The sequence below is a fragment of the Pseudomonas borbori genome (assembly GCF_900115555.1).
GTDB lineage: Bacteria > Pseudomonadota > Gammaproteobacteria > Pseudomonadales > Pseudomonadaceae > Aquipseudomonas > Aquipseudomonas borbori.
In genome coordinates this window covers 15899-40633 of sequence record NZ_FOWX01000033.1, presented here as the reverse complement: position 1 = coordinate 40633, position 24735 = coordinate 15899, and the positions used below count along the sequence as shown (strand labels likewise).

Here is a 24735-nt window from a genome sequence, read left to right as displayed (position 1 = left end):
CTCAACTGTTGGCATCGACCATGCCATGGCGCACGGCGAGCAAGGCAAGCTCAACGTCACTGGTAATCGACAGCTTTTCAAAGATCCGATAACGGTAGGTGTTGACCGTTTTCGGCGACAGGCACAGCTTGTCGGAAATGCTCTGCACCTTCTGGCAGCCGGCGATCATCAAGGCGATCTGAATCTCGCGCTCGGAAAGCAAATCGAAGGGTGAGTTATTGTTTTGCGGCTGAAACGACTTGAGCGCCAATTGCTGGGCGATTTGCGGGCTGATGTAACGCTGCCCGGCGAACACCTGGCGAATCGCCTGAACCATCTCGGCGAGGGCCGCGCCCTTGGTCAGATAACCAGCGGCGCCGGCCTGTAGCAGGCGAGTGGGGAACGGGTCCTCTTCGCAGGCGGTCACGGCGACGACTTTCAGATCGGGATGACTGCGCAGGAGTTTGCGGGTCGCTTCGAGGCCGCCGATGCCAGGCATCTTGACGTCCATCAGGACCACGTCGGGCTTCAGTTCGCGGGCTTTCTTCAGCGACTCCTCACCGGACTCGGCCTGCCCTACGACTTGCAAGCCATCGATATCGGCCAGCATGCGCGTGATGCCTGTTCGAACCAGATCGTGGTCATCGACCACCAGCACCCTAATCAAGCGGACTCCTCATCGCGCATCAAGCAGCGGTCTTAATTGGTCTTATTCGCGACGCTCACCTTAGCAAAAAGCCGGGTGCAGACCTAGCTTGGCGCATTCCAGTCAGATAGCAAGCGCCAGAAATATACCATGCCAAGTGAGTAACTCATGATGAAAATACGGCGCAGAAGCGAGCATAGCACGACGCTTGACTACGCCACTGACGCGAATAAAAATGTTGTTTTACAGGTAGTTATACGTTTTTCATGATGTCTGCGTGGCCGCTTGACACGCGACACTCGTCGCGGTTGTTGCTCGCGTTCAAGATGGACTGATTCGATCACTGATGCGCAGCTGGCAAGGGCGCACCATCGGAGTGCAAATTTCGCGCGGCCATGCCGGCTCTCGAGCCCCTGCGTCGCCGCTTTACCCGCCGGTTACGGTCGTATATCCGCCCTACCTGTTCCGCCTCCTTTGCCTCGGCGCATTATCGTTGCTGGGCTCGACAGGCGGGCCAGCCAACTCCTCTTCAGGCGCGGCAACAGTCTCATTCACCTGGTCGGCCAGGTTCGGGTCGGTCACGACGTCCCAGCGCACCATCATCGCGTGGTCCTCGTGGATCAGGTTGTGGCAATGCATGACGTATTTGCCATAGAAGTCGCGGAAGCGCAGCAACACCTTGATGCTGGATATCTCGTTGAGTACAAAAACATCCTTGCGGCCCAGCTCGTGGGGCGGCACCGACACTTCTTCCCCCTCCACGGTCTTGCTGATGATACGTCCTTCCTCGAAGTGGATATGGATCGGATGGCTCCAGCCGTCGTCGATACTGAACAACTCCCAGACCTCGACGCCACCCTGTTTGATCTTGGCATCGGCACGCTGCGGATCGAAGAACTCGCCGTTCACCGCCCACATGCCGTTGGCCCGGTCGAAATCCCAGCGCCGCACCGGCGCCGCGGCGATTTCCGCCGGGTCGAGCGGGCGCAGCTCACGCAGTACAGCCGGTACCTGACTGAGGTCCTGCTCCGGCGGATAGCGGTCGACGATGATCTTCAGCAGGCGATCGCCCGGCGCGCGCACGTCCTTGGGTCGTCGGGTTTCGCCCGGCCGGTGGGTCAGGCGATTTACCAGGTACAGCTCGGTGCCGAGCGGGTATCGCGAGAAATCCACCACGATATCGGCACGTTCTGTCACCCCCAGGCGCACCTTGTACTGGTTGAACAGCGGGGCCGGCAGCAGGTTGCCGTCGTTGCCAATATAGGTGAAGGTCTGCACCACATTGTTTGGTCTGACCAGGTAGAACTCGTAGAAACGACTCGGTCCGCCGTTGAGCAGGCGCAGGCGATACTTGCGCGCGGCCACGCGCAACACAGGCTCGATATAGCCGTTGACGATCACCTTGTCACCGAGCAGCCCTTCGGGATTGACCTGATCCCAGATCATGATCCCGTTCTGATCGAAAATGCGGTCACCAAAATCCAGCGGATAATCGTAGGGATAGCTCGGTAGGCGCAACGCGCTCGGGCTGGGGTCGCGTTCGTCGCCCGAGTCGATGTGATCGAAGATCAGGTAGAAGCCTGCGAGTCCGCGGACCACATTCGGCGCGGTGAAATCGAAGGTGTGGTCATGGTAGAACAGCGTGCCCAGGGCTTCGCGCGGATCGCCGATGCCGTTCTGCAGCTCGTCGTAGCCGGCATAGATGTTGGCGTAGAAGTGATCCTTAAACTCCCCGGGCGTGGCCAGGGTCGGGCCGGCCTTGTTGACGCTGTAGTAGTCGCTGGGGAAACCATCGCTTTCCGATGCCGTGTGCATGTTGTGCAGGTGGGTGGAGATCTCCGGTGTGCCGAAACCTACGTGATCCTGCGGCAGGCGGTTGTGCATGCGCAGGATGGTCGGCTGACCATAGCGCGCGAAGATGGTCGGCCCCGGGGTGGTCGCCCCGGACGTATTGCCCTCGTAGCCCCAGATGCGCTGCGGCGGATAAGCCGGGTTGAAGACCCAGGCCGGGTTTTCCTTGGCGCTCAGTTCGTAGTGCACCGGCGGATACTGGCGCGGCGTCTCGTACAGCTCGTTCCAGCGTTGATGCGGGGCGCGCCCGGCTTCGCCGGCGGCGGTGTTGGCCACCGCCATCGGCGGCGGATCGAGTACCACCGGCTGCAACTGATCGATTGCCGTGGGCAGTTCGATCTGCCAGGGGATGGTCGCTGGGCTTGGCGGCGGCAGCAGCAGCAGCAGCAGCGCGCCGTCGTCATCGTCTTCATCATCCTCGTCATCGTCGGGGCGCCGACGGCTCCGCGCCGCGCTGCCGAGGGAAGTCAACAGCAACGGAGCGGCGATGGCCGCGGCGCCGAGTTTGAGGAAGGAACGCCGGCTCTCTTCGCCGCGCGACTCTTTTTCTTCGACTTCGCCGGTTATTGGCTCCCAGCCGCCGGCTTTGACGGATATTTTCCAACTGCCAGGTTTCAGTGTGCCTGGGCAGTGCTCTAGAAACTTGGCTTTCATGCCTCGATCCTCCCCGCGGCGCGCAGGGTGCTTCTCGCTAACGAGCGTCACCCCTCGCCGCACAATCGCCCTCCCTGTGCGGAGGTGGAAAGGTGCGCCCACAGCAGTCGCGCTCCTAACCGAGGTGAACGGCAGCGTCTCCACTCATGTAGGCGGTATGCACCATGGCGCCATCCACATGGTTGATGGTGGTGATGATCCGCTCCGGGTCGGCCAGCGCCGGCGCCATGGTCCAGCGCTGGTTGCGATCATTACCGACGCGGAGCATGCCGGTATGGGTCGCCAGGTTGTTGTCGACTTCCGGGACGGGATCATAGAAGCCAAGCCCGTAACGCAGCCGCCTGATGTCGGCGGGTGAGCCTGTGAGGAACTTCCAGCCCGGCAGGATACGTTGTTGTTCGACGTACTCCTTGAGGTGTTGCGGCCGGTCGATCTCGGGTTGCAGGGTAATCGAGTACATGAAGACATCCTGCCCCACGCGCTCCCCCAACATCTGCTGCACTTTGCGCAGATTGGCGGTCATGGTCGGGCAGGCGCCGGTGCACATCACGTACATCATATTGATGGCAACGATCTTGCCTCGCACCAGATCGTCGTAGAACCGCACTTTCTCGCCCTCATGGGTATAGAGCCAGACGTTGGGGAAATAGCTCGAAGGTGAGCCGGTGTCGATTTCTTCGGCCACGGCATGCTCCAATTCCACCGGCAGTCGATTCCACAGCAGTCCGCCCAATGCCACCGCGCCCATTCCGGCCAGTAGGTTTCTTCGCGTATTCATTGCATTACCTCCAGTCGCGGCGACTAGTCGTCGTCCTTGATGTCCCAGCGCAGCATCATCGCGTGGTCCTCGTGGATCAGGTTGTGGCAGTGCATGACGTACTTGCCGGTGAAGTCGCGAAAGCGCAGGAACACCCGGATAGTCGACATGCCCTGGAGCACATAGACATCCTTGCGCCCCTGCTCATGCGGCGGCACGGGCACGCTGACCCCATCCTTAGTTTTGCTGAGGATGCGCCCCTCCTCGAAATGGATATGGATCGGGTGATCCCAGCCGTTGTCGATATTCACCAGCTCCCAGACCTCGGCACCGCCCATGGGGATCACCGCACGTGCGGTGTTGGGGTTGAAAAACTGCCCGTTGATCGCCCACATGCCATTGGCGCGCTCGAACACCCATCGCCGTACCGGCGCGGCGGCGATCTCGGCCAAATCGAGTGGCGGCAATGGCCTCAGCACATCCGGCACTCGGCTGAGATCCTGTTCCGGCGGGTAGCGATCGACGATGAATTTCAGCACCGGAGTACCCGGCGCCTTGACGTCACCGGGCTGACGGGTCAAGTCCTGCTCGAGGCGGTTGCTCAGATATAGCTCAGTGCCAATCGGGTACCTGGAGAAGTCGATGACGATGTCGGCACGCTCTGCTACCGCAATGTGCACCTTGAACTGGTTTTTCAGCGGTGCCGGCAGCAGATTTCCGTCGTTGCCGATGTAAGTGAAGGTCTGCACCACTCCATTGGTTTTGGTCAGGTAGAGCTCGTAGGTGCGGCTCGGCCCTATGTCGAGCAGGCGGAAGCGGTATTTGCGCGCCGCCACCCGCAGCACCGGCTCGATCTTGCCGTTGACCGCTATCTTGTCGCCCAGGGTGCCTTCGGGGCTGACCTGGTCGTACACCAACCGGCCTCCGGCGTCGAAACGCCGATCGCCGAAGCTCAGCGGGTAATCGTAAGGGTGGCTTGGCAGGCGCAGAGCGCTGGGGTTGGCGTCGCGCTCGTTGCCCGAGTCGAGGTCGTCATACATCAGATAGAAGCCGGCCATACCCAGGTATAGGTTGGGTGCGGTGAAATCGAAGGTGTGGTCGTGGTACCAGAGCGTGGCCAGCGCCTCGCGGTAATCGCCCAGGCCGTTCTGGTAGCTGTCATAGCCGGCACAGATATTCGGGTAGAAATGATCCTTGAACTGCCCAGGTTCGGCCAGGGTCGGGCCGGCCTTGTTCGGACTGAAATAGTCGCCGGGGAAACCGTCGCTTTCCGAAGGAGCGTGCGCATTGTGCAGGTGAATCGAGATTTCCGGCGAGCCGAAGCCGACATGATTCTGCGGCAATTTGTTATGGAAGCGGACGACCACCGGCTCCCCGTAACGGGTCATTATGGTCGGCCCCGGAGTGCTCGCGGCGGCGGAGCCTACGGCGAAGCCCCAGATGCGCTGCGGCGGGTAGGCCGGATTGAACACCCAGGCTGGATTCTCCTTGGCGCTCAGTTCGTAATGCGTCACCGGGTACTGCCGCGGCGTGCCGTGCAGCTCGGCCCAGCGCTGGTGATCCGCGCGGCCGCATTCGCCAGCCGCGGTATTCGCGTTTAGTGCAGGGGGCGGATTCAGGCTGACGGGTGACAAGGGGGTGATGGCGCTGGGTAATTCCTCGACCCAGGGAATAGTCGGCGGGCTCGGCGGCAACACCACGGGCGTCGGTTCTGGCTCCGGTTCGGGTGTTGGATCCGGCGCCCGCCGCCGTCTGGCATTGCTGTCGGGCGAGGCGAACAGAAGCGGTGCGGCCATCGCCGCAGCCGTGAACTTCAGGAACGCGCGCCGGCCCTCGCGGCTCTCCGGGAGTTTCTCCCCTGTACCGGGCAGCGGCTCCCAACCACCGCGCCTGATGGAAATCTTCCAGGCTCCCGCCCCTAGCGTGCCCACGTTCTCCAAGAATTGGGACGTCATGGCCTTGACCTCTCAGTGCTGTGTTGTCCAACTGCAGCCCAGCCTCTATACCTTGGTCTCGACTGCTCCGTGTGCTCCTTGCTCGACGATGGCGACCCTCTCAATCACTGGCACGCACTTTCCCGCTGAATTGCATTCGCTCATCAGTGATCTGAGGTAGAAAAAGCCCTAGCAGTACCGCGACACCTGCCTGACGCTAGCGCTCAGGAGAAAGGCAACCCACGAAAGGAGCACGCAACAAGAAGATCCCGCACACGCACCCTAGCGTTGTGAATAAGCGTATTCCTGCACCTTATGCATTCTTTTTCTGGTGCGACAGATACCCTTGGAACTGGCGCCCTCTTCTGCACGGCAAGCCTCATTAATTCCACCCTCGCCCATGACTTACTAAAGAATCACCCCCTCTGTTTGTCAAGAGAACGTCGGAATCATCACAGGCTGAATTATTGGATCACAAGTTATTGTTTTTACGAAGATAACTACCTATATGAAATGGCTATCGACTTCGCTTGCCAGGCTTTTCGTGGCGGCGGCAGGAGGCAATTTGCTCTACGCCCGAGGGCGGCACAGAGATGCGCCAGAGGTACGGCAACGGCGGCACACCGTGCAGGACTCTCGAAGAGGGTTGCCGGATGCGATCATCCGCTTGCTGTGAGCTGTTGGCGGGATTGGCGACCGGCATGCGTTCTTCCAGGCACAAAAAAGCCCTCGGGACCGAGGGCTTTTTTATGATCACCAAGCAAGCAGCTCGTAGCGCTCTGCTTTGGAGAAAAACGCTGTCAAGCGCTTGTCATGCATATGGCGGAAGCGTAGAGATTCGAACTCTAGGACAGTTTCCCATCGGCGGTTTTCAAGACCGCTGCCTTAAACCACTCGGCCACGCTTCCCAAACAGCCCCAAACCGTGGCTTTAACGGCCCGGCTACACCTTGGCACGGCTGCGGGCGGCTATCTTACCGGAACGCAACACACTGTCAAACTCTAGAGGTTGGCAGCGTTCAACGCTCTGTTATGATCAGTGCAGCTCTGATCACGGATCTATTAGTCTTCATAGGAGTGTCGCCATGCACGACCAAGATTACGCACTCAGTCACGCCCAGGTTGAACAGCAAGAAGTCAGCCGCGTACTGCGCAATACTTACGGCCTGCTGGCCATCACCCTGGCCTTCAGCGGATTGGTCGCCTTTATGGCGCAGCGCGCCAATGTGCCTTACCCCAACTTTTTCGTGGTGCTGATCGGCTTCTATGGCCTGTTCTTCCTCACTGCCAAACTGCGTGACTCGTCCTGGGGCCTGCTCTCCACCCTCGCCCTGACCGGTTTCATGGGCTACACCCTGGGGCCGATCCTCAATCGCTACCTGGGCATGGCCAACGGCGCCGAAGTAGTCAGTTCAGCCTTCACCATGACGGCTCTGGTTTTCTGTGGCCTGTCTGCCTATGTGCTGATTTCGCGCAAGGACATGAGCTTTCTCAGCGGCTTCATCACCGCCGGTTTCTTCGTCCTGATCGGCGCCATGGTGGCGGGCTTCTTCTTCCAGATCAGCGGCCTGCAGCTGGCGATCAGCGCCGGCTTCGTGCTGTTTTCCTCGGCCTGCATCCTGTACCAGACCAGCGCCATCATCCATGGCGGCGAGCGCAACTACATCATGGCCACCATCAGCCTGTATGTATCGCTCTACAACCTGTTCATCAGCCTGCTGCAGATCATGGGCATCATGGGCAGCGACGACTGATCTTCGAGTTGCCCCCGAAGCCCGCTTCGGCGGGCTTTTTCATGGGTGCGGCGAGCATCTTGCGCGCTCAAGCTTTATCATTGCGGCAGATTTCCCTGCCGGGTTTTATATGAAATTCGCCATCGCCCTCTTCGCCCCGCCGCATGCACCCTCGTCCCGGCGTGCCCTGCGTTTTGTTCAGGCAGCCCTGGCTGGCGGCCATCAGATCGTGCGGTTGTTCTTCTACCAGGATGCGGTGCACAACGCCTCGAGCAATGTGGTCAGCGCCCAGGATGAGCTGGATATCCCTGCCGAATGGCGCGAACTGGTACGCCAACAGCAGCTCGATGGCGTCGTCTGCATTGCCGCAGCCTTACGCCGCGGCATCCTCAACGAGCAGGAAGCGCAACGCTACCAGCGCAGCGCCGGCAATCTGGATGCTCCCTGGGACCTTTCCGGACTGGGCCAGTTGCATGAGGCCGCGCAAACAGCCGATCGCCTGATCTGCTTCGGAGGACCTTGAAATGAGTAAATCGTTGCTGATCATCAACCGCCAGTCGCCCTGGTCCGGGCCCAGCGCCCGTGAAGCGCTGGATATCGCCTTGGCTGGCGGCGCATTCGACCTGCCCCTCGGCATGTTGTTTCTCGACGACGGCGTGTTCCAGTTGGCGCCGGCGCAACAGCCCTCAGCCCTGCAGCAGAAAGACCTGGGTGCCAACTTGCAGGCGTTGCCGCTGTTCGGTGTGGAGTCACTGTATGCCTCGACGCGCAGCCTGCAGGAGCGCGGCCTGGAGCAACAGACGCTGACACTGGCGGCCGAGGTGCTGGATGATGCCGCCCTGAGCGCGCTTATCGACCGTTACGACCAGGTGATCACCCTCTGATGGCTACCTTGCATGTGTTGTCCCATTCACCGTTCAGCGACGGCCGGCTGAGCAGCTGCCTGCGCCTGCTCGGCCCCGCCGACGGCCTGTTGCTCTGCGGCGATGCGGTTTACGCCCTGCAACCCGGCACGGCGCAGCGCCAGGCCCTGGAGCTGATGCCGGCCGCTATCGGCCTGTTCGCCCTCGACGAAGACCTCTGCGCGCGCGCCCTCGCCGCGCCGGCGCGGGTCCAGGTGGTCGACTACCCGGGCTTCGTCGAGCTGAGTTGCCGTTTCGACAAGGTCAACAGCTGGCTATGACACATTTAAGCGTTGCCGGTCGGCGTATCGAGCTGGACAAGGACGGTTACCTGCTCGCCCTGGCCGACTGGTCGGAAGCGGTGGCCGAGGCCCTGGCGCAGCAGGAACAACTGATCCTGAGCGCCGAGCATTGGCAGATCCTGCATTTGCTGCGGGCCTTCTATGCCGAGTTCCAGCTGTCGCCAGCCAACCGGCCACTGATCAAATATGTGGCGCTCAAGCTGGGCCCGGAAAAGGGCAACAGCCTGCACCTCAATCTGCTGTTCAAAGGCGCTCCCGCCAAACTCGCCGCCAAGCTGGCGGGCCTGCCCAAACCGACGAATTGCCTATGAACCTTGTCACCCCTGCGGAACACCCTTTTGCCCAATTCGTACGCATCCTCGGCAAAGGCAAGCGCGGCGCGCGCAACCTGAGCCGCGAGGAAGCCCGTGAAGCCATGGGCATGCTGCTCGACGGCAAGGCCGAGGACACCCAGCTTGGCGCCTTCCTGATGCTGCTGCGGCACAAAGAAGAAAGCGCCGAGGAGATGGCCGGCTTTGCCGAGGCGGTGCGCGAGCGCCTGCAGGCGCCGGCCATTGCGCTCGACCTGGATTGGCCCAGCTATGCCGGCAAGAAACGTCATTTGCCCTGGTTTCTCCTCGCCGCCAAGGCCCTGGCCAACAGCGGCGTGCGCATCCTCCTGCATGGCGGCGGCGCGCACACCGCCGGCCGGCTGTACAGCGAACAAGTGATCGGGCTGCTGCAGATTCCACTGTGCCGCAACTGGAGCGAGGTCGAACGCGCCTTGCAGGAGCAGCACCTGGCGTTTATCCCGCTGGGCGACTGGATGCCGCAACTGCAGCGGATGATCGACCTGCGCAACATCCTCGGCTTGCGCTCGCCGATCCACTCGCTGACCCGCATTCTCAACCCGTTAGCGGCGCGCTGCGGCTTGCAGAGCATCTTTCACCCCGGTTACCAGGCGGTCCACCGTGAAGCCAGCCAACTGCTCGGCGACACCGTGCTGGTGATCAAGGGTGAAGGTGGCGAGATGGAAATCAACCCGGACGCTACCAGCCATCTCTATGGCACGGTCAACGGCGAGAACTGGGACGAAGACTGGCCACCGTTGTCGGCGCAGCGCCACGTCAAGCCTGAGTCGCTGCACCCGGAGCACCTGCAGGCGTTCTGGCGCGGCGAAGTCGAGGACGCTTATGGCCGGCTCGCGGTATTGAGCAGCATGGCCGTGGCCCTGCGCGGCCTGGGCATCCCCCGTGAAGAGGCGTTCGAGCAGGCGCAGCAGCGCTGGGACGCACGAAACATATCGGTTTAGTCGATTTTTACAGGCAGCTTTTTCCACCTTTCAATCGAACCCTTGCCGTTAGACTGAAGCCATGAGCCGTAGAGCTGAAGGAGTCGAGTAATGGGTTTATTGATTGACGGTCGCTGGCATGACCAGTGGTACGACACGGCCGCCGATGGTCGCTTCAAGCGTGAGGATGCCCGGCGACGCAACTGGATCACCGCCGACGGCAGCATCGGGCCTAGCGGCGAAGGTGGTTTCAAGGCGCAAGCCGGTCGCTATCACCTGTATGTATCCCTCGCCTGCCCCTGGGCCCATCGCACCCTGATCCTGCGTCAACTCAAGGGCTTGCAGGATCTGATCGATGTGTCGGTGGTCAGCTGGCTGATGCTCGACGATGGCTGGACCTTCGACCCGGCCCATGGCTCGACCGGCGATGCCCTGGACGGCCTGGACTTCCTGCATCAGCGCTACACCATCGATGACGCCAACTACACCGGCCGGGTGACCGTGCCATTGTTGTGGGACAAGCAGCAGCAATGCATCGTCAGCAATGAGTCAGCGGAAATCATCCGCATGTTCAACTCGGCTTTCGACGGGCTGACCGGCAATCCCCTGGACTTTTATCCCGCAGCGCTGCGCGGCGAGATCGACGCACTCAATCGGCGCATCTATCCGGCGGTCAACAATGGCGTGTACCGCGCCGGTTTCGCCACCGCCCAGGCTGCCTACGAGGAAGCCTTCGGCGAGCTGTTCGCCGAACTGGATTGGCTGGAGGCGCGCCTAAGCGAGCAGCGTTACCTGGCTGGCGAATACCTCAGCGAAGCCGACTGGCGCCTGTTCACTACCCTGGTGCGTTTCGATGCGGTGTACTACGGCCACTTCAAGTGCAACCTGCGGCGTATCGAGGACTACCCGAACCTGTGCAACTGGTTGCGCGAGCTGTACCAATGGCCCGGGGTGGCGGCAACCGTGGATTTCGAACACATCAAGGGCCATTACTACGCCAGCCATCGCACCATCAACCCGACCGGCATAGTGCCCAAGGGTCCGGCGCTGGACTTGTCCCGCGGCCATGATCGCGCGCGCTTGCCGGGCAAGGGCGTCTTTGCCAGGTTGGCATCGTTTCAAACCTCGGCCTGAGCGCCTTCGAACCAGGCCAGCTTGTCGCGCAGCTGCACCACCTCGCCGACTATGACCAGGGTCGGCGCATGGACCTGATGCTCGGCGACCAGTTCCGGCAGGTTCGCCAGGGTGCCGGTGAACACCCGCTGGTTGGGCGTGGTGCCCTGCTGGATCAGCGCCGCCGGCGTGCTTGGCGCACGGCCATGGGCGATCAATTGCTGGCAAATCAGCGGCAAACCGACCAGGCCCATGTAGAACACCAGGGTCTGGCTGGGTGCTGCCAGCTCCGCCCAAGGCAGGTCGCAACTGCCGTCCTTGAGGTGGCCGGTGACGAAGCGTACCGATTGCGCATGATCGCGGTGGGTCAGCGGAATCCCTGCATAAGCCGCGCAGCCACTGGCCGCAGTGATGCCGGGTACGACCTGGAAGGGTATCCCGTGCGCTGCCAGTTGCTCGATCTCCTCGCCGCCGCGGCCGAAGATAAAGGGATCGCCGCCTTTCAGGCGCAACACCCGCTTGCCCTCTTTGGCCAGGCTGACCAGATGCTGATTGATCTGATCCTGCGGCACTGCATGCGCGGCGCGCTGCTTGCCGACATAGATGCGCTCGGCATCGCGGCGGCACAGCTCGATGATCGCCGGAGCGACCAGGCGATCGTAGAGCACCACATCGGCCTGCTGCATCAGGCGCAGGGCGCGAAACGTCAGTAGGTCCGGATCGCCTGGGCCGGCGCCGACCAGGTACACCTCGCCCAGGGTGCGTGGCGCGGCGCCGGCGACTTTCGCCTCGAGCAGGCGTTCGCCTTCATGCAGCTTGCCGGCGAACACACTCTCGGCAATCTGCCCCTGGAACACGTCTTCCCAGAACACCCGGCGCTGCTGGACATCGGGGAACAGGCCTTTGACTTGTGCGCGAAATTTCTTCGCCAGACCGGCCAGTTGGCCATAGCTTGCCGGAATCCAGGTTTCGATCTTGGCCCGGATCAAGCGCGCCAGTACCGGCGCATCGCCGCCACTGGTGACGGCGACGATCAGCGGCGAACGGTCGACGATAGCCGGGAAAATAACGCTGCACAGCTTGGGGGCATCGACCACATTGACCGGGATGCCCAGCGTCTGGGCCTGGGCGGATATTTGCGCATTCAGCGGTTCGTCGTCGGTGGCGGCGATGATCAACACCACGCCGTTCAGGTCGGCGGGCTGGTAGTTGCGCAGCAGTACCTCGCCTGCGCCCTGGCCGACCAGTTCGCGCAGCTCCTCGCGCACCTCCGGCGCCACGACCCGCAATCTGGCGCCGGCATCGGCCAGCAGACGCGATTTGCGCAAAGCCACTTCACCGCCACCGACCACCAGTACCAGACGATCCTGCAATTTGTGGAACAGCGGAAGAAAATCCATAGTGGCAGCCTCAAGCAGCAAGTATTAAGCGGCAAGCTGACGCACCGCTTCTGTTTGCGGCTTGAAGCTTGCAACTAACCGTTGTCATCCGATTACTTCGATACCGCCCATATAGGGTTTGAGCACCTCGGGCACGCGAATGCTGCCATCGGCTTGCTGGTAGTTTTCCAGCACCGCCACCAGGGTGCGACCTACTGCCAGGCCGGAACCGTTGAGGGTGTGCAGCAGCTCCGGCTTGCCGGTTTCCGGGTTGCGATAGCGCGCCTGCATGCGCCGCGCCTGGAAGTCGCCGCAATTGGAGCAGGAGGAAATCTCGCGGTACTTGTCCTGGCTCGGCACCCAGACTTCCAGATCGTAGGTCTTGGTCGCGCTGAAGCCCATGTCGCCGGTGCAGAGGGCGAGCACGCGGTATGGCAGTTCGAGCAGTTGCAGGACCTTTTCGGCATTGCCGGTGAGCTCTTCCAGAGCCTGGTAGGAGGTACTCGGCTCGACGATCTGCACCATCTCGACCTTGTCGAACTGATGCTGGCGGATCATGCCGCGGGTATCGCGACCGGACGAACCGGCTTCGCTACGGAAACAGGGGGTGTGGGCAACCAGCTTCAGCGGCAATTGCCTGGCATCGAGAATTTCGCCGGCGACGATATTGGTCAGCGACACTTCGGCGGTCGGGATCAGGTACAGGTCGGCCTCGTTCTCGCGGCTGATCTTGAACAGGTCTTCCTCGAACTTGGGCAACTGGCCGGTGCCCTGCAAGGCCGACGCCTGGACCAGGTAAGGCGTGTAAGCCTCTTCGTAGCCATGTTCGCTGGTGTGCAGATTGATCATGAACTGGGCCAGGGCGCGATGCAGGCGAGCGATCGGCCCGCGCAACAGGGCGAATCGGGCGCCGGACAGCTTGGCGGCGGTTTCGAAATCCAGCCAGCCGTGTTGTTCGCCCAGGCTGACGTGATCCTGGATGGCGAAATCGAAGGCCTTGGGCGTACCCCAGCGGCGCACCTCGACATTGGCCTCTTCATCGTCACCGACCGGCACCGATTCATGCGGTAGGTTGGGCAGGTTCAACAGCAAACCGTCCAGTTCGAGCTGAATGGCATCCAGCTCCTGCTTGCCTTGCTCCAGCTCGTTGCCCATGCGATCGACATCCGCCAGCAGCGGCGCTATGTCTTCGCCGCGCTGCTTGGCCTGGCCGATGGCCTTGGAGCGGCTGTTGCGCTCGGCTTGCAACTGTTCGGTGTGGGTCTGCACGGTCTTGCGCTGGTTTTCCAGCGCCTCGAAGCGCGCCACATCCAGTTGAAAGCCGCGGGTGGCAAGACGCTGAGCCACATCGTGGAGTTGGCTGCGCACCAGTTTGGAGTCGAGCATGTCGGGTTCTCGTCGATCAGAGTTTGGTGAATGATAGGCCGGCCCAGGTCGCGAGCAGACCGCCCAACACGCTCAGCGCCACATAGCCGAAGGCCATTGGCGCCTGGCCGCTTTCCAGCAGGCGCAAGGTGTCGAGGGAAAAGGATGAAAAGGTGGTGAGACCGCCCAGAAAGCCGACGATCAAGCCGGCGCGTAACTCCAGCGGTATGTCCGGGCGCAGCAGAAACAGCCCATACAGGTAACCGATCAGCAGGCAGCCGAGGATGTTAACCGCCAGAGTGGCTGTATAGAAGTATTGCGGCCAGTTCGCGTTGATCCAGCTGCCTGTGGCAAAGCGCAACAGGGTGCCGCAGGTACCGCCGGCCGCCACCGCGAAGACCACCGCGATCATGGCTTTCTCCGCTTGCGTGGACTGGCCGCATCCTGGCTGGCCAGGTGTGCGAGCTTGTCGCGAATTTTCTGCTCGAGGCCGCGCGGCACCGGCTGATAGTACTGACGCGCCGGCAGTTGCTCAGGGAAGTAATCCTCACCGGCGGCGTAGGCCTCCGGCTCGTCATGGGCATAGCGGTATTCGTCGCCGTAACCGAGTTCTTTCATCAGCTTGGTCGGCGCGTTGCGCAGGTGCAGCGGCACCTCCAGGGAGCCATGCTCGGCGGCATCGCGCATCGCCGCCTTGAACGCGCTATACACCGCGTTGCTTTTCGGCGCGCAGGCCAGGTAGACGATGGCCTGGGCCACCGCCAGTTCGCCTTCGGGGCTGCCCAGGCGCTCCTGCACGTCCCAGGCATTGAGGCACAGCGTCAGCGCGCGCGGGTCGGCATTGCCGATGTCTTCGCTGGCCATGCGCACCACCCGGCGGGCGATATACAGTGGATCGCAGCCGCCATCGAGCATGCGCGCGAACCAATAGAGCGCACCGTCCGGGCTGGAGCCGCGCACCGACTTGTGCAGCGCGGAAATCTGGTCGTAGAAGGCTTCGCCGCCCTTGTCGAAGCGCCTGCGGTTGTCGCCGAGCAGGTCCAGCAACAGCTCAGTGCTGATGGCGCCGCCGTCCTCGGCCAGATCCGCGGCGTTCTCCAGAAAATTCAGCAAGCGCCGGCCATCGCCATCGGCGGCGGCCAGGAGAATCTTGAAGCTTTCCTCCGGCAGGCTCAGTTGCCGCTCGCCGAGGCCCTTGGGGTCAGTCAGGGCGCGGCTCGCCAGCTTGCGCAGCGCCTCTTCATCGAGGCTTTTCAGGACATAGACGCGGGCTCGCGAAAGCAGCGCATTGTTCAGTTCGAACGAGGGGTTTTCGGTGGTGGCACCGATGAAGATCAGGGTGCCGTCTTCCACGTAGGGCAGAAAGGCGTCCTGCTGCGACTTGTTGAAGCGATGCACCTCGTCGACGAACAGGATGGTCCGGCGGCCATACTGGGCGGCGTGCTGTTGCGCGACTTCGACCGCCTGGCGAATCTCCTTGACCCCGGAGAGCACCGCGGAAATCGTCTCGAAATGGGCATCGGTGACCTGGGCCAGCAAACGCGCCAGGGTGGTCTTGCCCACACCCGGCGGCCCCCAGAAGATCATCGAATGCAGCGCGCCCTGCTCCAGCGCTTCGCGCAGCGGCTTGCCGCGTGCCAGCAGATGCTCCTGACCGACGTATTCGTCCAGGCTGGCGGCACGCAAACGTGCCGCCAAGGGCTGGGCGATGGGCGCATTACGGAACAGATCCATGGCGGCGGGCTACGACCTCTTACTCTTGAATGACATCCGCGCCTTCGGGAATCTCGAAGCTGAACAGGCTGTCGTCCACGGCTTCATTCATCTTCACGCTGAGGAACAGAATATTGGTGCGCTGGCCGATGCTGTCGATCAGCTGCATGTCATTCAATACGCCGCTGCGAAACGACAGGCGCAGGCTGTCGAACAGGGTGTCCTTGGACTTCGGCTTGAGCATGAAGTCGACCACGTTGCCGCCTTCCTGATGGCTGATCGCGAAATTCTCTTGAATCTCGGAAACATCGCCGGACAGCAGCAGCGCCGGGGTATGGGTCAGGCGCTTGTCGAGGGTCTGAATGGTGACCTGTTCAAGGTCCGGATCATACAGCCAGACCTTCTCGCCGTTGGACACCAGCAACTGCTCCATGGGCGCGTCGGTGTGCCAGCGAAACAGCCCCGGACGCTTGAGCACAAGCTGACCTGCGGTTTCCTGCAACTGCGTGCCACTGCCATCCAGGGTCAGCTGCGAGAAGCGGGCGCTGATCGTTTGCGCCTGGCTGAGCAATACGGTCAGACGCTGTGCAGACGCATCCTCGTCCGCCAGGGCGGAAACGCTGGAAATGCTTAAAGCTGCCAGCAACAGCATACGAATCAGGCGCATGAAACTCCTTATCACATTGATTTTTTGGCGTTAGTCACGAGTTGGACCCGGCGCTATCACTTCGCGCGAGCCATTGGTGCTCATCGAGGTCACCACGCCAGCCATTTCCATTGCTTCGATCATCCGCGCTGCCCGGTTGTAGCCGATCTTCAATTTGCGCTGCACAGCGGAAATCGAGGCCCGACGGCTTTCGGTGACGAAACGCACGGCTTCGTCATACAGCGGATCTTCTTCACTACCTTCGCCGCCGCCTTCACTGCTTCCGTCGAAGCCACTGCCAGACTCTTCGACGCCCGCCAGAATGTCTTCGATATAGTCCGGTGTGCCGCGCAGCTTCCAGGCCTCGACCACGCGATGGACCTCTTCGTCGGAAACGAAGGCGCCGTGCACACGGATCGGCAAGCCGGTGCCGGGTGGCAGGTAGAGCATGTCACCGTGGCCGAGCAACTGTTCGGCGCCACCCTGGTCGAGAATGGTCCGCGAATCGATCTTGCTCGATACCTGGAAGGCCATGCGCGTCGGAATGTTGGCCTTGATCAGGCCGGTGATCACATCCACCGACGGCCGCTGGGTGGCGAGAATCAGGTGGATGCCGGCGGCGCGGGCCTTCTGTGCGATCCGCGCGATCAACTCTTCTACCTTCTTGCCGACGATCATCATCATGTCGGCAAACTCGTCCACCACCACCACGATGGTCGGCAGGGTTTTCAGCAGCGGCGCTTCGTCGTGCATGCTTTCGCGCTTGTACAACGGGTCGGCCAAGGGCTCGCCCGCCTCCTCCGCGTCCTTGACCTTGCGGTTGAAGCCGGCCAGGTTGCGCACGCCCATCTTCGACATGAGCTTATAGCGCCGCTCCATTTCGGCGACGCTCCAGCGCAGGGCGTTGGCCGCCTCCTTCATGTCGGTGACCACCGGGCACAGCAGGTGTGGAATGCCCTCATAGATCGACAGTTCGAGCATTTTCGGGTCGATCATGATCAAGCGCGCCTCTTCCGGCGTGGACTTGAACAGGATCGACAGTATCATCGCGTTGACCCCGACCGACTTGCCCGAGCCGGTGGTGCCGGCGACCAGTAAGTGGGGCATCTTCGCCAGGTCGGTAATCACCGGGCGGCCGCCGATGTCGTGGCCCAGGGCCAGGGTCACCGGGGACTTGGCATCATCGTACTCGGGTGACGACAGCACCTCGGAAAAGCGCACGATCTGCCGGTCTTCGTTGGGCACCTCAATGCCCACGGTGGTTTTGCCGGGGATCACTTCGACCACGCGCACGCTGATGATCGCCATCGAGCGCGCCAGGTCCTTGGCCAACCCGGAAATACGGCTGACCTTGACCCCGGCGGCGAGCTGGATCTCGAAACGGGTGATCACCGGACCCGGATGCACCGACTCGACCATGACCTCGACGCCGAACTCCTTGAGCTTGATCTCCAGCAGGCGCGACATGGCCTCCAGTGACTCGGGGGAGAATTGCTTCTGCTTCTTCTCGGCGACATCGAGAATGGAAATCGGCGGCAAGGTACCTTCGACGGCGCTGTCGACGAACAGCGGCGCCTGCTTTTCTTTCTGTACGCGCTTGCTCGGCTCGGCGACTTTGGGCTCCGCTGGCGGGGTAATCACCGGCGCAGTGCGGCTTTCACGGGCACTCATGTGTTTGCTCAGCGCTTCCTCGCGTTCGAGCAGGCGCTCTTTGACTTTGGCCTGCTCGCGGCGGTCGTGCACCATCGGTGCCGCCACTTCGCTGACCCGCTCGTCGACTTCACGCAACTGCGCGACCAGTTGTTTGCGCTCGGTACGGGCATTCCACCAGCGGTTGACCAGACTCTGGATCAGCTCGAGAAGATCCAGGGTGATCTTGCCGGTCAGGTCCATGACCTTGAACCAGGACAGGTCGCTGAACACGGTCAAGCCGAAGAGAAACAGCGCAATGAACAGCAAGGTGCTGCCCTGCACATTCAATGCGTCTTCGGCAAACTGACCAAGGCTCTCACCCAATGCCCCGCCAGCCGAAGCCGGCATGCTGGCGCCCGCATCAAAATGAATATCGGCCAGCGTCGCTCCAGACAGAACAAGGAACACCAGGCCAATCAATCGCCAGGAAAACAACCAGCCACTCCACTGCCAGGGCCGATGGCGGTCACGAAACACCTGCAAGGTTTTGACCCCGAGCAACAGCGGGAACACATAAGCGAAATAGCCCAGGGCCATGAACAGAATGTCGGCAAACCAGGCACCCGCACGGCCGGCGGCATTCTGCACCTGATCGATATTGCTGGTGTGCGTCCAGCCCGGGTCGGCAGGGTCATAGCTCAGCAGCGCCATCCACAGATAAAGACAAAGCGCACCCAGAGCGATCAAGGCGCCTTCTTTCAACCTGTAGGGCAATTGCTGACGCCAGAGCGGGGCCTGGGCTGTAGGGCTTGAATTCTTCAAAACACATCTAATCCTGCGCCAGCGGCGCGCCGAATAATCGGTTAACGACAAAATTTCTGACTATTGTACGGATTTACCCGATTGATGCCACGCCAGGCCGCAGAGGCATTCGATCTGACAGAAGCCCTCTGCTGGCGGCTCCCGCTCGTCCCCCGCTTCGGTGTAGCATAGCCAACAACATATTTACGTGTGGCTCAATTTGAGCATGCATTCTCTTTTGTGACAAAGGCTTATGAGGTGTTTCTATGAGCGAAGTCAAGCATTCACGCCTGATTATCCTGGGCTCCGGCCCTGCCGGTTACGCTGCGGCGGTATACGCCGCCCGTGCCAATCTCAAGCCAGTGATGATCACCGGCATCCAGCCCGGCGGCCAACTGACCACCACCACCGAAGTGGATAACTGGCCGGGTGACGTCGAAGGCTTGACCGGCCCCGCATTGATGGAGCGCATGCAAAAACATGCCGAGCGCTTCGATACCGAGATCCTTTATGACCACATTCACACGGCCGAGTTGCAGCAGCGTCCGTTCATCCTCAAGGGCGACAGCGGCGCCTACAGTTGTGACGCACTGATCATCGCCACCGGCGCCTCCGCGCAGTACCTCGGCCTGCCGTCGGAAGAAGCCTTTGCCGGCAAAGGGGTTTCAGCCTGCGCCACCTGCGACGGCTTTTTCTACCGCAATCAGGTGGTCGCGGTGATTGGTGGCGGCAACACCGCCGTCGAGGAAGCGCTGTACCTGGCCAATATCGCCAAGGAAGTGCACCTGGTTCACCGGCGCGACAAACTGCGCTCGGAAAAGATCCTGCAGGACAAGCTGTTCGACAAGGCGGCCAACGGCAACATCCACCTGCACTGGAACCACACCCTCGACGAAGTTCTTGGCGATGCCGGCGGCGTAACCGGCGTTCGCCTTAAAGACACCACTAATGGCTTAGCCAAAGAGCTGCCGTTGACTGGCGTATTCATCGCCATTGGCCACAAACCCAACACCGATCTGTTCCAGGGCCAGCTGGAAATGCGTGACGGTTATCTGCTGATCAAGGGCGGCAGCGAAGGCAACGCTACTGCGACCAGCATCGAGGGGGTGTTCGCTGCCGGCGACGTGGCCGACCACGTGTACCGTCAGGCAATCACCTCGGCCGGGGCCGGTTGCATGGCCGCGCTGGATGTCGAGAAGTTCCTCGACGACAATTGATCGCCCCCTGGCGGGCGTCACAGGCTGCCAAACTCGCCCTCGCCTCTCGTGGTTTCGTCGAATGCTGACTTGGTTACAACGCGACTCACTGAGTTTTCCGCCGCTCGCCAAAGCCCTGCATGACCCCAATGGCTTGCTTGCGGCCGGCGGTGACTTGAGTGCCGAGCGCCTGATAGCAGCCTACCGCCATGGCTGTTTCCCCTGGTATCAGGACGGCCAGCCGATTCTCTGGTGGTCGCCGGATCCGCGTACGGTGCTCTTCCCTGATGAACTGCATGTCTCGCGCAGCCTGGCCAAGGCGCTGCGCCAGGCACGTTACCAGGTGACCTTCGATCAAGCCTTTGCCGAGGTCATCCAGGCCTGCGCTGCGCCACGCGATTATGCCGACGGCACCTGGATCACTACGCCAATGCAGCGCGCCTACCTAGAGCTGCATCGGCGCGGCATCGCCCATTCGGCCGAAGTCTGGCGCAACGGCGAGCTGGTCGGCGGCCTATACGGACTGGCAATAGGCCGGCTGTTTTTCGGCGAATCCATGTTCAGTCGCACCGACAACGCTTCGAAGGTCGGTTTTGTCACCCTGGTCGAACGACTGAAGGCCTGGGGTTTCGTACTCATCGACTGCCAGATGCCCACGCAACACCTGCACAGCTTCGGTGCCAGACCGATTGCCCGGGCAGATTTCGCCGCCTACCTGAAGCGTCATATCGATCAGCCCTGCCAAGCGTCCTGGACTGCCTAGGCGACTACGGCAGCGTGGCTTACACTTGTTCAAGGCTTTACCCCGAGAGTCGATCATGACCGAGTTGGCCCGCCTGAAGTTTTACGCTACACAGCCTCATCCGTGCAGCTATCTGCCCGAAGAACAGGCCACCACCCTGTTCCTCGATCCCAGCCAGCCAATGGATATGGATGTCTATGCAGAACTTTCGGAAATGGGCTTTCGCCGCAGTGGCGACCACCTCTACCGCCCCCACTGCCAACGCTGCTCGGCCTGCGTACCCGCACGCATTCCCGTCAGCCAGTTCAAGCCCAATCGCCAGCAGCGGCGCATTTTCAAACGCAATCTCGACATCCAGGTCTTTACGGTGCGCCCGGCGTTCACCGAGGAGTACTACGATCTCTACGTTCGCTACATCGAACAACGACATGCCGATGGCGACATGTATCCACCAAACCGTGAACAGTTCTCCACCTTTCTGGTGCGCGACCTGCCGTTTTCCCGTTTCTATGAGTTTCGTCAGCGCGGCCGGCTGTTGGCTATCGCGGTCACGGACGTTCTGCCCAACGGTCTTTCAGCGGTTTATACCTTTTACGAGCCCAGCGAGGAGCGGCGCAGTCTTGGGCGTTTCGCCATTCTTTGGCAAATCAAGGAGTCGGCGCGCCTTGGGCTGCATGCCCTGTACCTCGGCTACTGGATCAAAAACTGCCGAAAAATGAGCTACAAGACGCAATATCGTCCAATTGAGCTGTTCGTTAATCAGCGCTGGATCACTCTCACCTGAAGTCACTTGGCGCGCACCCTCCTTTTCGGGCACAATGCACGCCGCTTTTGCCTGGAGCCAGTTGCGCCGGGCCATGGTCATACTTTGGATACCGAGGGCTTTACTGCATGTCGAAAGAAGACAGCTTCGAAATGGAAGGCACTGTCGTCGACACCCTGCCCAACACCATGTTCCGTGTGGAGTTGGAAAACGGGCACGTCGTTACCGCGCACATCTCCGGGAAGATGCGCAAAAACTATATCCGCATTCTGACAGGCGATAAGGTTCGTGTAGAGCTGACACCTTATGACCTTAGCAAAGGTCGTATCACCTACCGCGCCCGTTAACAGGGTTTTGAGAAACCGCTGCATTCACTCACAGGCATGAAAACAGGTTAGCAAAGGCGCAGCCCTGTGCGTGCTTTACCCTGCCCCAGGAGCCTGCCGGACTCGAGATTGACCTTCAGCTAAAGTCCGACAGCCTCCAGGATGCCGCGAGTCGAACAGATCGCCTTCTGCTTCACTGTCTTGCCAGGCCTCCTGTCAGCCAGCCTCGATCTCCTTGCATCCGGTTTTTCAAGCACTGATCGAATTTCAGGTGCTCACAAAAACGCCCGGCATTGCCGGGCGTTTTTGTGAGCACTATTCAGCTAAGGCAAGGGTGGCATCAGGCCATTTCCGCAGTGGTTTCGAATTCAAAGGTCAATTCGTCGCCACTGAGATCGACATGAGCCACGCCGCCGTGCTCGGCCAGTTCGCCAAACAGGATCTGCTCCGCCAGAGGGCGCTTGAGTTTCTCCTGAATCAAGCGTGCCATCGGCCTTGCCCCCATCTGCACGTCGTAACCTTTCTCCGCCAGCCAGCCGCGCGCGGCATCGCTGACCTCGAGCATCACGTGCTTGTCTTCGAGTTGCGCCTGCAGTTCGGTGAGGAACTTGTCGACGATACTCTTGATCACTTCATGGCTCAGTCGGCCAAACTGGATGATGGTGTCCAGGCGATTGCGGAACTCCGGCGTAAAGCTCTTCTTGATCACTTCCATGGCATCGGACGCATGGTCCTGGTAGGTGAAACCAATAGACGCCCGCGCCGCGGTTTCCGCACCGGCGTTGGTGGTCATGATCAGGATCACGTTGCGGAAATCCGCCTTGCGCCCGTTATTGTCAGTTAGGGTACCGTGATCCATTACCTGCAACAGCAGGTTGAAGACCTCCGGATGAGCCTTCTCGATTTCATCGAGCAGCAGGACACAATGCGGCGTCTTGGTGATGGCTTCGGTCAGCAGGCCGCCCTGATCGAAACCGACATAACCAGGCGGTGCGCCGATCAGCCGGGAAACCGTATGCCGCTCCATATACTCGGACATATCGAAGCGCACCAGCTCGACCCCCAGCGCCTTGGACAGTTGGCGAGCCGCTTCGGTTTTACCGACCCCGGTAGGACCGGCGAAGAGGAACGAGCCGACCGGTTTGTCTGGCGCCTTGAGCCCGGCCCGTGACAACTTGATCGCTGTGGACAGGGAGTCGATGGCGGCTTCCTGACCGAACACCGTCAGCTTGAGATCGCGCTCCAGGTTGCGTAGCAGCTCCTTGTCCGAACTGCTGACGTGCTTTGGCGGAATTCGTGCGATTTTCGCCACGATATCCTCGACCTGCGCCACTTCGATGCGCTTGACCCGCTTCTCCACTGGTTGCAGGCGCTGATAGGCGCCCGCCTCGTCGATTACGTCGATAGCCTTGTCCGGCATGTGCCGATCATTGATATAGCGCGCAGCAAGCTCGGCTGCGGCGCGCAGAGCTTCGTCGCTGTACTCAATGCTATGGTGTTGCTCGAAGCGACCCTTGAGCCCCTTGAGAATGCCATAGGTATCATCCACCGAAGGCTCGCTGACATCGACCTTCTGGAAGCGCCGCGCCAGGGCGCGATCCTTCTCGAAAATGCCGCGAAACTCCTGGAAGGTAGTGGAGCCAATGCAGCGGATTTCCCCCGAAGACAACATTGGCTTGAGCAGGTTGGAAGCATCCATCACCCCGCCCGAGGCAGCCCCTGCACCGATGATGGTGTGGATCTCGTCGATGAACAGAATGGCGTGCGGGCGCTTGCGCAACTCGTTGAGCAGCGCCTTGAGACGCTTCTCGAAGTCGCCGCGGTACTTGGTGCCGGCCAGCAAAGCGCCCAGATCCAGCGAGTAGACCACGCTGGTAGCCAGCAGGTCGGGCACCTGATTATCGACAATGCGTTTGGCCAAGCCCTCGGCTATCGCGGTTTTACCCACGCCAGCCTCACCTACCAGCAGCGGGTTGTTCTTGCGCCGGCGCGCCAGGATCTGCGCGACCCGCTCGACTTCCAGCTCTCGCCCGACCAGCGGATCGATCCGCCCCTGGCGCGCCAATTCGTTGAGATTGCTGGTGTAAGCATCCAGAGGATTGCCGGACGCAGAGGGCTCGCCACCCTCCTCGTCCTGTATATCCTGCTCGCTTTCGGTATGGCCACCATGCCCTGGCACTTTGGAAATGCCATGGGCGATGAAATTGACCACATCGATGCGCGCAACGCTCTGCTGCTTGAGCAGGAACACGGCCTGACTTTCCTGCTCGCTGAAAATCGCCACCAACACGTTGGCGCCCGTCACCTCTCGCTTGCCGGAGCTTTGCACATGAAAGACGGCGCGCTGTAATACTCGCTGAAAGCCCAGGGTCGGCTGAGTCTCACGCTCCTCGTCATGCTGCGGGATCAGCGGAGTGGTGGAATCGATGAACTCCTGAAGGTCGTGGCGCAATTTGTCGAGGTTGGCGCCACATGCGCGCAATACGCTGGCGGCGGCCTCGTTATCCAATAGAGCCAAAAGGAGGTGCTCAACCGTCATGAATTCATGACGCTTGGTGCGAGCCTCCTTGAAGGCCAGATTGAGGGTGACTTCGAGCTCTCGATTTAACATGGCTTCACCTCATGCCCAAGCGGCCGGCGTTAACCGTCCTTCTCTATCTCACAGAGTAGCGGATGCTGGCTTTCTCTAGCGTACTGATTAACCTGCATGGCCTTGGTTTCGGCGATGTCGCGGGTAAACACTCCGCAGACTGCCCGTCCCTCTGTGTGGACGGTCAGCATGATTCTGGTCGCCAGCTCCCGGTTCAAGTTGAAAAACACCTCGAGCACTTCGACCACGAAATCCATCGGTGTGTAGTCATCATTGAATATGACCACTTTATACAGCGGTGGCGCCTGCAGCGCAGGTTTGGATTCCTGCACGGCTAGGCCGGTGGAATCGTCCTCATGCGTTGCCGGGCGATCCTGATTGAAGGTTAGTCGAATCTGGCTACTTGCATGCATGTCGGAATAAAGGTTCGTGGCTGAGCGAG

General features: G+C 61.0%; 23 protein-coding genes and 1 tRNA gene. 11 read left to right on the top strand and 13 right to left on the bottom strand.

What is annotated here, in order from left to right; translation table 11 throughout:
- Nucleotide 1: 1 nt before the first annotated feature.
- The 5 genes from gacA to BM315_RS19885 all read right to left on the bottom strand — a co-directional run bounded on the left by gacA (nucleotide 2) and on the right by BM315_RS19885 (nucleotide 6729).
- A complete protein-coding gene (gene gacA, locus BM315_RS19905) occupies nucleotides 2-646 on the bottom strand; it encodes a response regulator transcription factor GacA (protein ID WP_090504664.1) in 645 nt (214 codons plus the stop codon).
- A gap of 435 nt (nucleotides 647-1081) precedes the next feature.
- Nucleotides 1082-3130 (bottom strand): multicopper oxidase family protein, encoded by a 2049-nt coding sequence (locus BM315_RS19900; protein ID WP_090504661.1) that lies wholly within the window; start codon nucleotides 3128-3130, stop codon nucleotides 1082-1084.
- 115 nt (nucleotides 3131-3245) lie between these two features.
- Nucleotides 3246-3908 carry an SCO family protein gene (locus BM315_RS19895; protein WP_090504658.1) on the bottom strand — a complete coding sequence of 221 codons (663 nt, stop codon included), beginning with the start codon at nucleotides 3906-3908 and terminating at the stop codon, nucleotides 3246-3248.
- A 23-nt stretch (nucleotides 3909-3931) separates the two neighbouring features.
- The gene (locus BM315_RS19890) at nucleotides 3932-5842 is read right to left on the bottom strand and encodes a multicopper oxidase family protein (RefSeq protein ID WP_244527333.1); all 1911 of its coding nucleotides are present in this window, start codon (nucleotides 5840-5842) and stop codon (nucleotides 3932-3934) included.
- A 799-nt stretch (nucleotides 5843-6641) separates the two neighbouring features.
- A tRNA-Ser gene (locus BM315_RS19885) sits at nucleotides 6642-6729 on the bottom strand.
- Between the two features lie 176 nt (nucleotides 6730-6905).
- Here BM315_RS19885 and BM315_RS19880 point away from each other — a divergent pair.
- From BM315_RS19880 to BM315_RS19850, 7 genes are all read left to right on the top strand, one after another.
- Nucleotides 6906-7574: a Bax inhibitor-1/YccA family protein gene (locus tag BM315_RS19880; RefSeq protein WP_090504652.1), complete on the top strand. Its 669-nt coding sequence runs from the start codon at nucleotides 6906-6908 to the stop codon at nucleotides 7572-7574.
- A gap of 109 nt (nucleotides 7575-7683) precedes the next feature.
- Nucleotides 7684-8076 (top strand): sulfurtransferase complex subunit TusD, encoded by a 393-nt coding sequence (tusD, locus tag BM315_RS19875; protein WP_090504649.1) that lies wholly within the window; start codon nucleotides 7684-7686, stop codon nucleotides 8074-8076.
- 1 nt (nucleotide 8077) lies between these two features.
- A complete protein-coding gene (tusC, locus tag BM315_RS19870) occupies nucleotides 8078-8437 on the top strand; it encodes a sulfurtransferase complex subunit TusC (protein ID WP_090504646.1) in 360 nt (119 codons plus the stop codon).
- Nucleotides 8437-8736, top strand: coding sequence for a sulfurtransferase complex subunit TusB (gene tusB / locus BM315_RS19865; protein WP_090504643.1), 300 nt, complete (start codon nucleotides 8437-8439; stop codon nucleotides 8734-8736). Before tusC ends, tusB begins: the two co-directional genes overlap by 1 nt.
- Entirely contained in the window at nucleotides 8733-9068 is a 336-nt protein-coding gene (locus BM315_RS19860; RefSeq protein ID WP_090504639.1) for a TusE/DsrC/DsvC family sulfur relay protein, read from the top strand. Before tusB ends, BM315_RS19860 begins: the two co-directional genes overlap by 4 nt.
- On the top strand, nucleotides 9065-10048 hold the full coding sequence (locus BM315_RS19855) for a glycosyl transferase family protein (RefSeq protein ID WP_090504637.1): 984 nt from the start codon (nucleotides 9065-9067) through the stop codon (nucleotides 10046-10048). The genes BM315_RS19860 and BM315_RS19855 overlap by 4 nt, the downstream gene beginning before the upstream one ends.
- 90 nt (nucleotides 10049-10138) lie before the next feature.
- Entirely contained in the window at nucleotides 10139-11161 is a 1023-nt protein-coding gene (locus BM315_RS19850; RefSeq protein ID WP_090504634.1) for a glutathione S-transferase family protein, read from the top strand.
- On the opposite strand, the gene cysG is transcribed toward BM315_RS19850, so the two are convergent.
- The 6 genes from cysG to ftsK form a co-directional block, all read right to left on the bottom strand.
- Complete coding sequence (gene cysG / locus BM315_RS19845; RefSeq protein WP_090504631.1) at nucleotides 11146-12540, bottom strand: siroheme synthase CysG; 1395 nt, start codon at nucleotides 12538-12540, stop codon at nucleotides 11146-11148. The two genes, BM315_RS19850 and cysG, sit on opposite strands and share 16 nt — an antisense overlap.
- A gap of 84 nt (nucleotides 12541-12624) precedes the next feature.
- The gene (gene serS / locus BM315_RS19840; RefSeq protein ID WP_090504626.1) at nucleotides 12625-13905 is read right to left on the bottom strand and encodes a serine--tRNA ligase; all 1281 of its coding nucleotides are present in this window, start codon (nucleotides 13903-13905) and stop codon (nucleotides 12625-12627) included.
- Between the two features lie 16 nt (nucleotides 13906-13921).
- The gene (gene crcB, locus BM315_RS19835) at nucleotides 13922-14296 is read right to left on the bottom strand and encodes a fluoride efflux transporter CrcB (RefSeq protein ID WP_090504623.1); all 375 of its coding nucleotides are present in this window, start codon (nucleotides 14294-14296) and stop codon (nucleotides 13922-13924) included.
- Entirely contained in the window at nucleotides 14293-15618 is a 1326-nt protein-coding gene (locus BM315_RS19830; protein ID WP_090504620.1) for a replication-associated recombination protein A, read from the bottom strand. The genes crcB and BM315_RS19830 overlap by 4 nt, the downstream gene beginning before the upstream one ends.
- 19 nt (nucleotides 15619-15637) lie before the next feature.
- A complete protein-coding gene (gene lolA, locus BM315_RS19825; protein WP_090504617.1) occupies nucleotides 15638-16264 on the bottom strand; it encodes an outer membrane lipoprotein periplasmic chaperone LolA in 627 nt (208 codons plus the stop codon).
- Between the two features lie 30 nt (nucleotides 16265-16294).
- A complete protein-coding gene (gene ftsK, locus BM315_RS19820) occupies nucleotides 16295-18697 on the bottom strand; it encodes a DNA translocase FtsK (RefSeq protein ID WP_170862266.1) in 2403 nt (800 codons plus the stop codon).
- A 245-nt stretch (nucleotides 18698-18942) separates the two neighbouring features.
- Between ftsK and trxB the strand changes: the two genes are divergently transcribed.
- The 4 genes from trxB to infA all read left to right on the top strand — a co-directional run bounded on the left by trxB (nucleotide 18943) and on the right by infA (nucleotide 21724).
- A complete protein-coding gene (trxB, locus tag BM315_RS19815) occupies nucleotides 18943-19893 on the top strand; it encodes a thioredoxin-disulfide reductase (RefSeq protein ID WP_090504610.1) in 951 nt (316 codons plus the stop codon).
- A gap of 61 nt (nucleotides 19894-19954) precedes the next feature.
- Complete coding sequence (gene aat, locus BM315_RS19810) at nucleotides 19955-20635, top strand: leucyl/phenylalanyl-tRNA--protein transferase (RefSeq protein WP_090504608.1); 681 nt, start codon at nucleotides 19955-19957, stop codon at nucleotides 20633-20635.
- 55 nt (nucleotides 20636-20690) lie between these two features.
- Nucleotides 20691-21398, top strand: coding sequence for an arginyltransferase (locus BM315_RS19805; protein WP_090504605.1), 708 nt, complete (start codon nucleotides 20691-20693; stop codon nucleotides 21396-21398).
- Between the two features lie 107 nt (nucleotides 21399-21505).
- A complete protein-coding gene (gene infA / locus BM315_RS19800; RefSeq protein WP_002553999.1) occupies nucleotides 21506-21724 on the top strand; it encodes a translation initiation factor IF-1 in 219 nt (72 codons plus the stop codon).
- A gap of 319 nt (nucleotides 21725-22043) precedes the next feature.
- On the opposite strand, the gene clpA is transcribed toward infA, so the two are convergent.
- On the bottom strand, nucleotides 22044-24314 hold the full coding sequence (gene clpA / locus BM315_RS19795) for an ATP-dependent Clp protease ATP-binding subunit ClpA (protein WP_090504602.1): 2271 nt from the start codon (nucleotides 24312-24314) through the stop codon (nucleotides 22044-22046).
- A gap of 29 nt (nucleotides 24315-24343) precedes the next feature.
- Nucleotides 24344-24706 carry an ATP-dependent Clp protease adapter ClpS gene (gene clpS, locus BM315_RS19790; RefSeq protein WP_090504599.1) on the bottom strand — a complete coding sequence of 121 codons (363 nt, stop codon included), beginning with the start codon at nucleotides 24704-24706 and terminating at the stop codon, nucleotides 24344-24346.
- Nucleotides 24707-24735 lie beyond the last annotated feature (29 nt).

Excerpts from the sequence above, each read along its gene's own strand:
- tusD (WP_090504649.1), top strand. The coding sequence starts at position 7,684 with ATGAAATTCGCCATCGCCCTCTTCGCCCCGCCGCATGCACCCTCGTCC.
- BM315_RS19880 (WP_090504652.1), top strand. The coding sequence starts at position 6,906 with ATGCACGACCAAGATTACGCACTCAGTCACGCCCAGGTTGAACAGCAA.
- cysG (WP_090504631.1), bottom strand. The coding sequence starts at position 12,540 with ATGGATTTTCTTCCGCTGTTCCACAAATTGCAGGATCGTCTGGTACTG.
- trxB (WP_090504610.1), top strand. The coding sequence starts at position 18,943 with ATGAGCGAAGTCAAGCATTCACGCCTGATTATCCTGGGCTCCGGCCCT.
- lolA (WP_090504617.1), bottom strand. The coding sequence starts at position 16,264 with ATGCGCCTGATTCGTATGCTGTTGCTGGCAGCTTTAAGCATTTCCAGC.
- tusC (WP_090504646.1), top strand. The coding sequence starts at position 8,078 with ATGAGTAAATCGTTGCTGATCATCAACCGCCAGTCGCCCTGGTCCGGG.
- BM315_RS19805 (WP_090504605.1), top strand. The coding sequence starts at position 20,691 with ATGACCGAGTTGGCCCGCCTGAAGTTTTACGCTACACAGCCTCATCCG.
- BM315_RS19830 (WP_090504620.1), bottom strand. The coding sequence starts at position 15,618 with ATGGATCTGTTCCGTAATGCGCCCATCGCCCAGCCCTTGGCGGCACGT.
- clpS (WP_090504599.1), bottom strand. The coding sequence starts at position 24,706 with ATGCATGCAAGTAGCCAGATTCGACTAACCTTCAATCAGGATCGCCCG.
- BM315_RS19850 (WP_090504634.1), top strand. The coding sequence starts at position 10,139 with ATGGGTTTATTGATTGACGGTCGCTGGCATGACCAGTGGTACGACACG.
- serS (WP_090504626.1), bottom strand. The coding sequence starts at position 13,905 with ATGCTCGACTCCAAACTGGTGCGCAGCCAACTCCACGATGTGGCTCAG.
- BM315_RS19895 (WP_090504658.1), bottom strand. The coding sequence starts at position 3,908 with ATGAATACGCGAAGAAACCTACTGGCCGGAATGGGCGCGGTGGCATTG.
- clpA (WP_090504602.1), bottom strand. The coding sequence starts at position 24,314 with ATGTTAAATCGAGAGCTCGAAGTCACCCTCAATCTGGCCTTCAAGGAG.
- BM315_RS19900 (WP_090504661.1), bottom strand. The coding sequence starts at position 3,130 with ATGAAAGCCAAGTTTCTAGAGCACTGCCCAGGCACACTGAAACCTGGC.
- crcB (WP_090504623.1), bottom strand. The coding sequence starts at position 14,296 with ATGATCGCGGTGGTCTTCGCGGTGGCGGCCGGCGGTACCTGCGGCACC.
- BM315_RS19855 (WP_090504637.1), top strand. The coding sequence starts at position 9,065 with ATGAACCTTGTCACCCCTGCGGAACACCCTTTTGCCCAATTCGTACGC.
- aat (WP_090504608.1), top strand. The coding sequence starts at position 19,955 with ATGCTGACTTGGTTACAACGCGACTCACTGAGTTTTCCGCCGCTCGCC.
- BM315_RS19890 (WP_244527333.1), bottom strand. The coding sequence starts at position 5,842 with ATGACGTCCCAATTCTTGGAGAACGTGGGCACGCTAGGGGCGGGAGCC.
- infA (WP_002553999.1), top strand. The coding sequence starts at position 21,506 with ATGTCGAAAGAAGACAGCTTCGAAATGGAAGGCACTGTCGTCGACACC.
- tusB (WP_090504643.1), top strand. The coding sequence starts at position 8,437 with ATGGCTACCTTGCATGTGTTGTCCCATTCACCGTTCAGCGACGGCCGG.
- BM315_RS19860 (WP_090504639.1), top strand. The coding sequence starts at position 8,733 with ATGACACATTTAAGCGTTGCCGGTCGGCGTATCGAGCTGGACAAGGAC.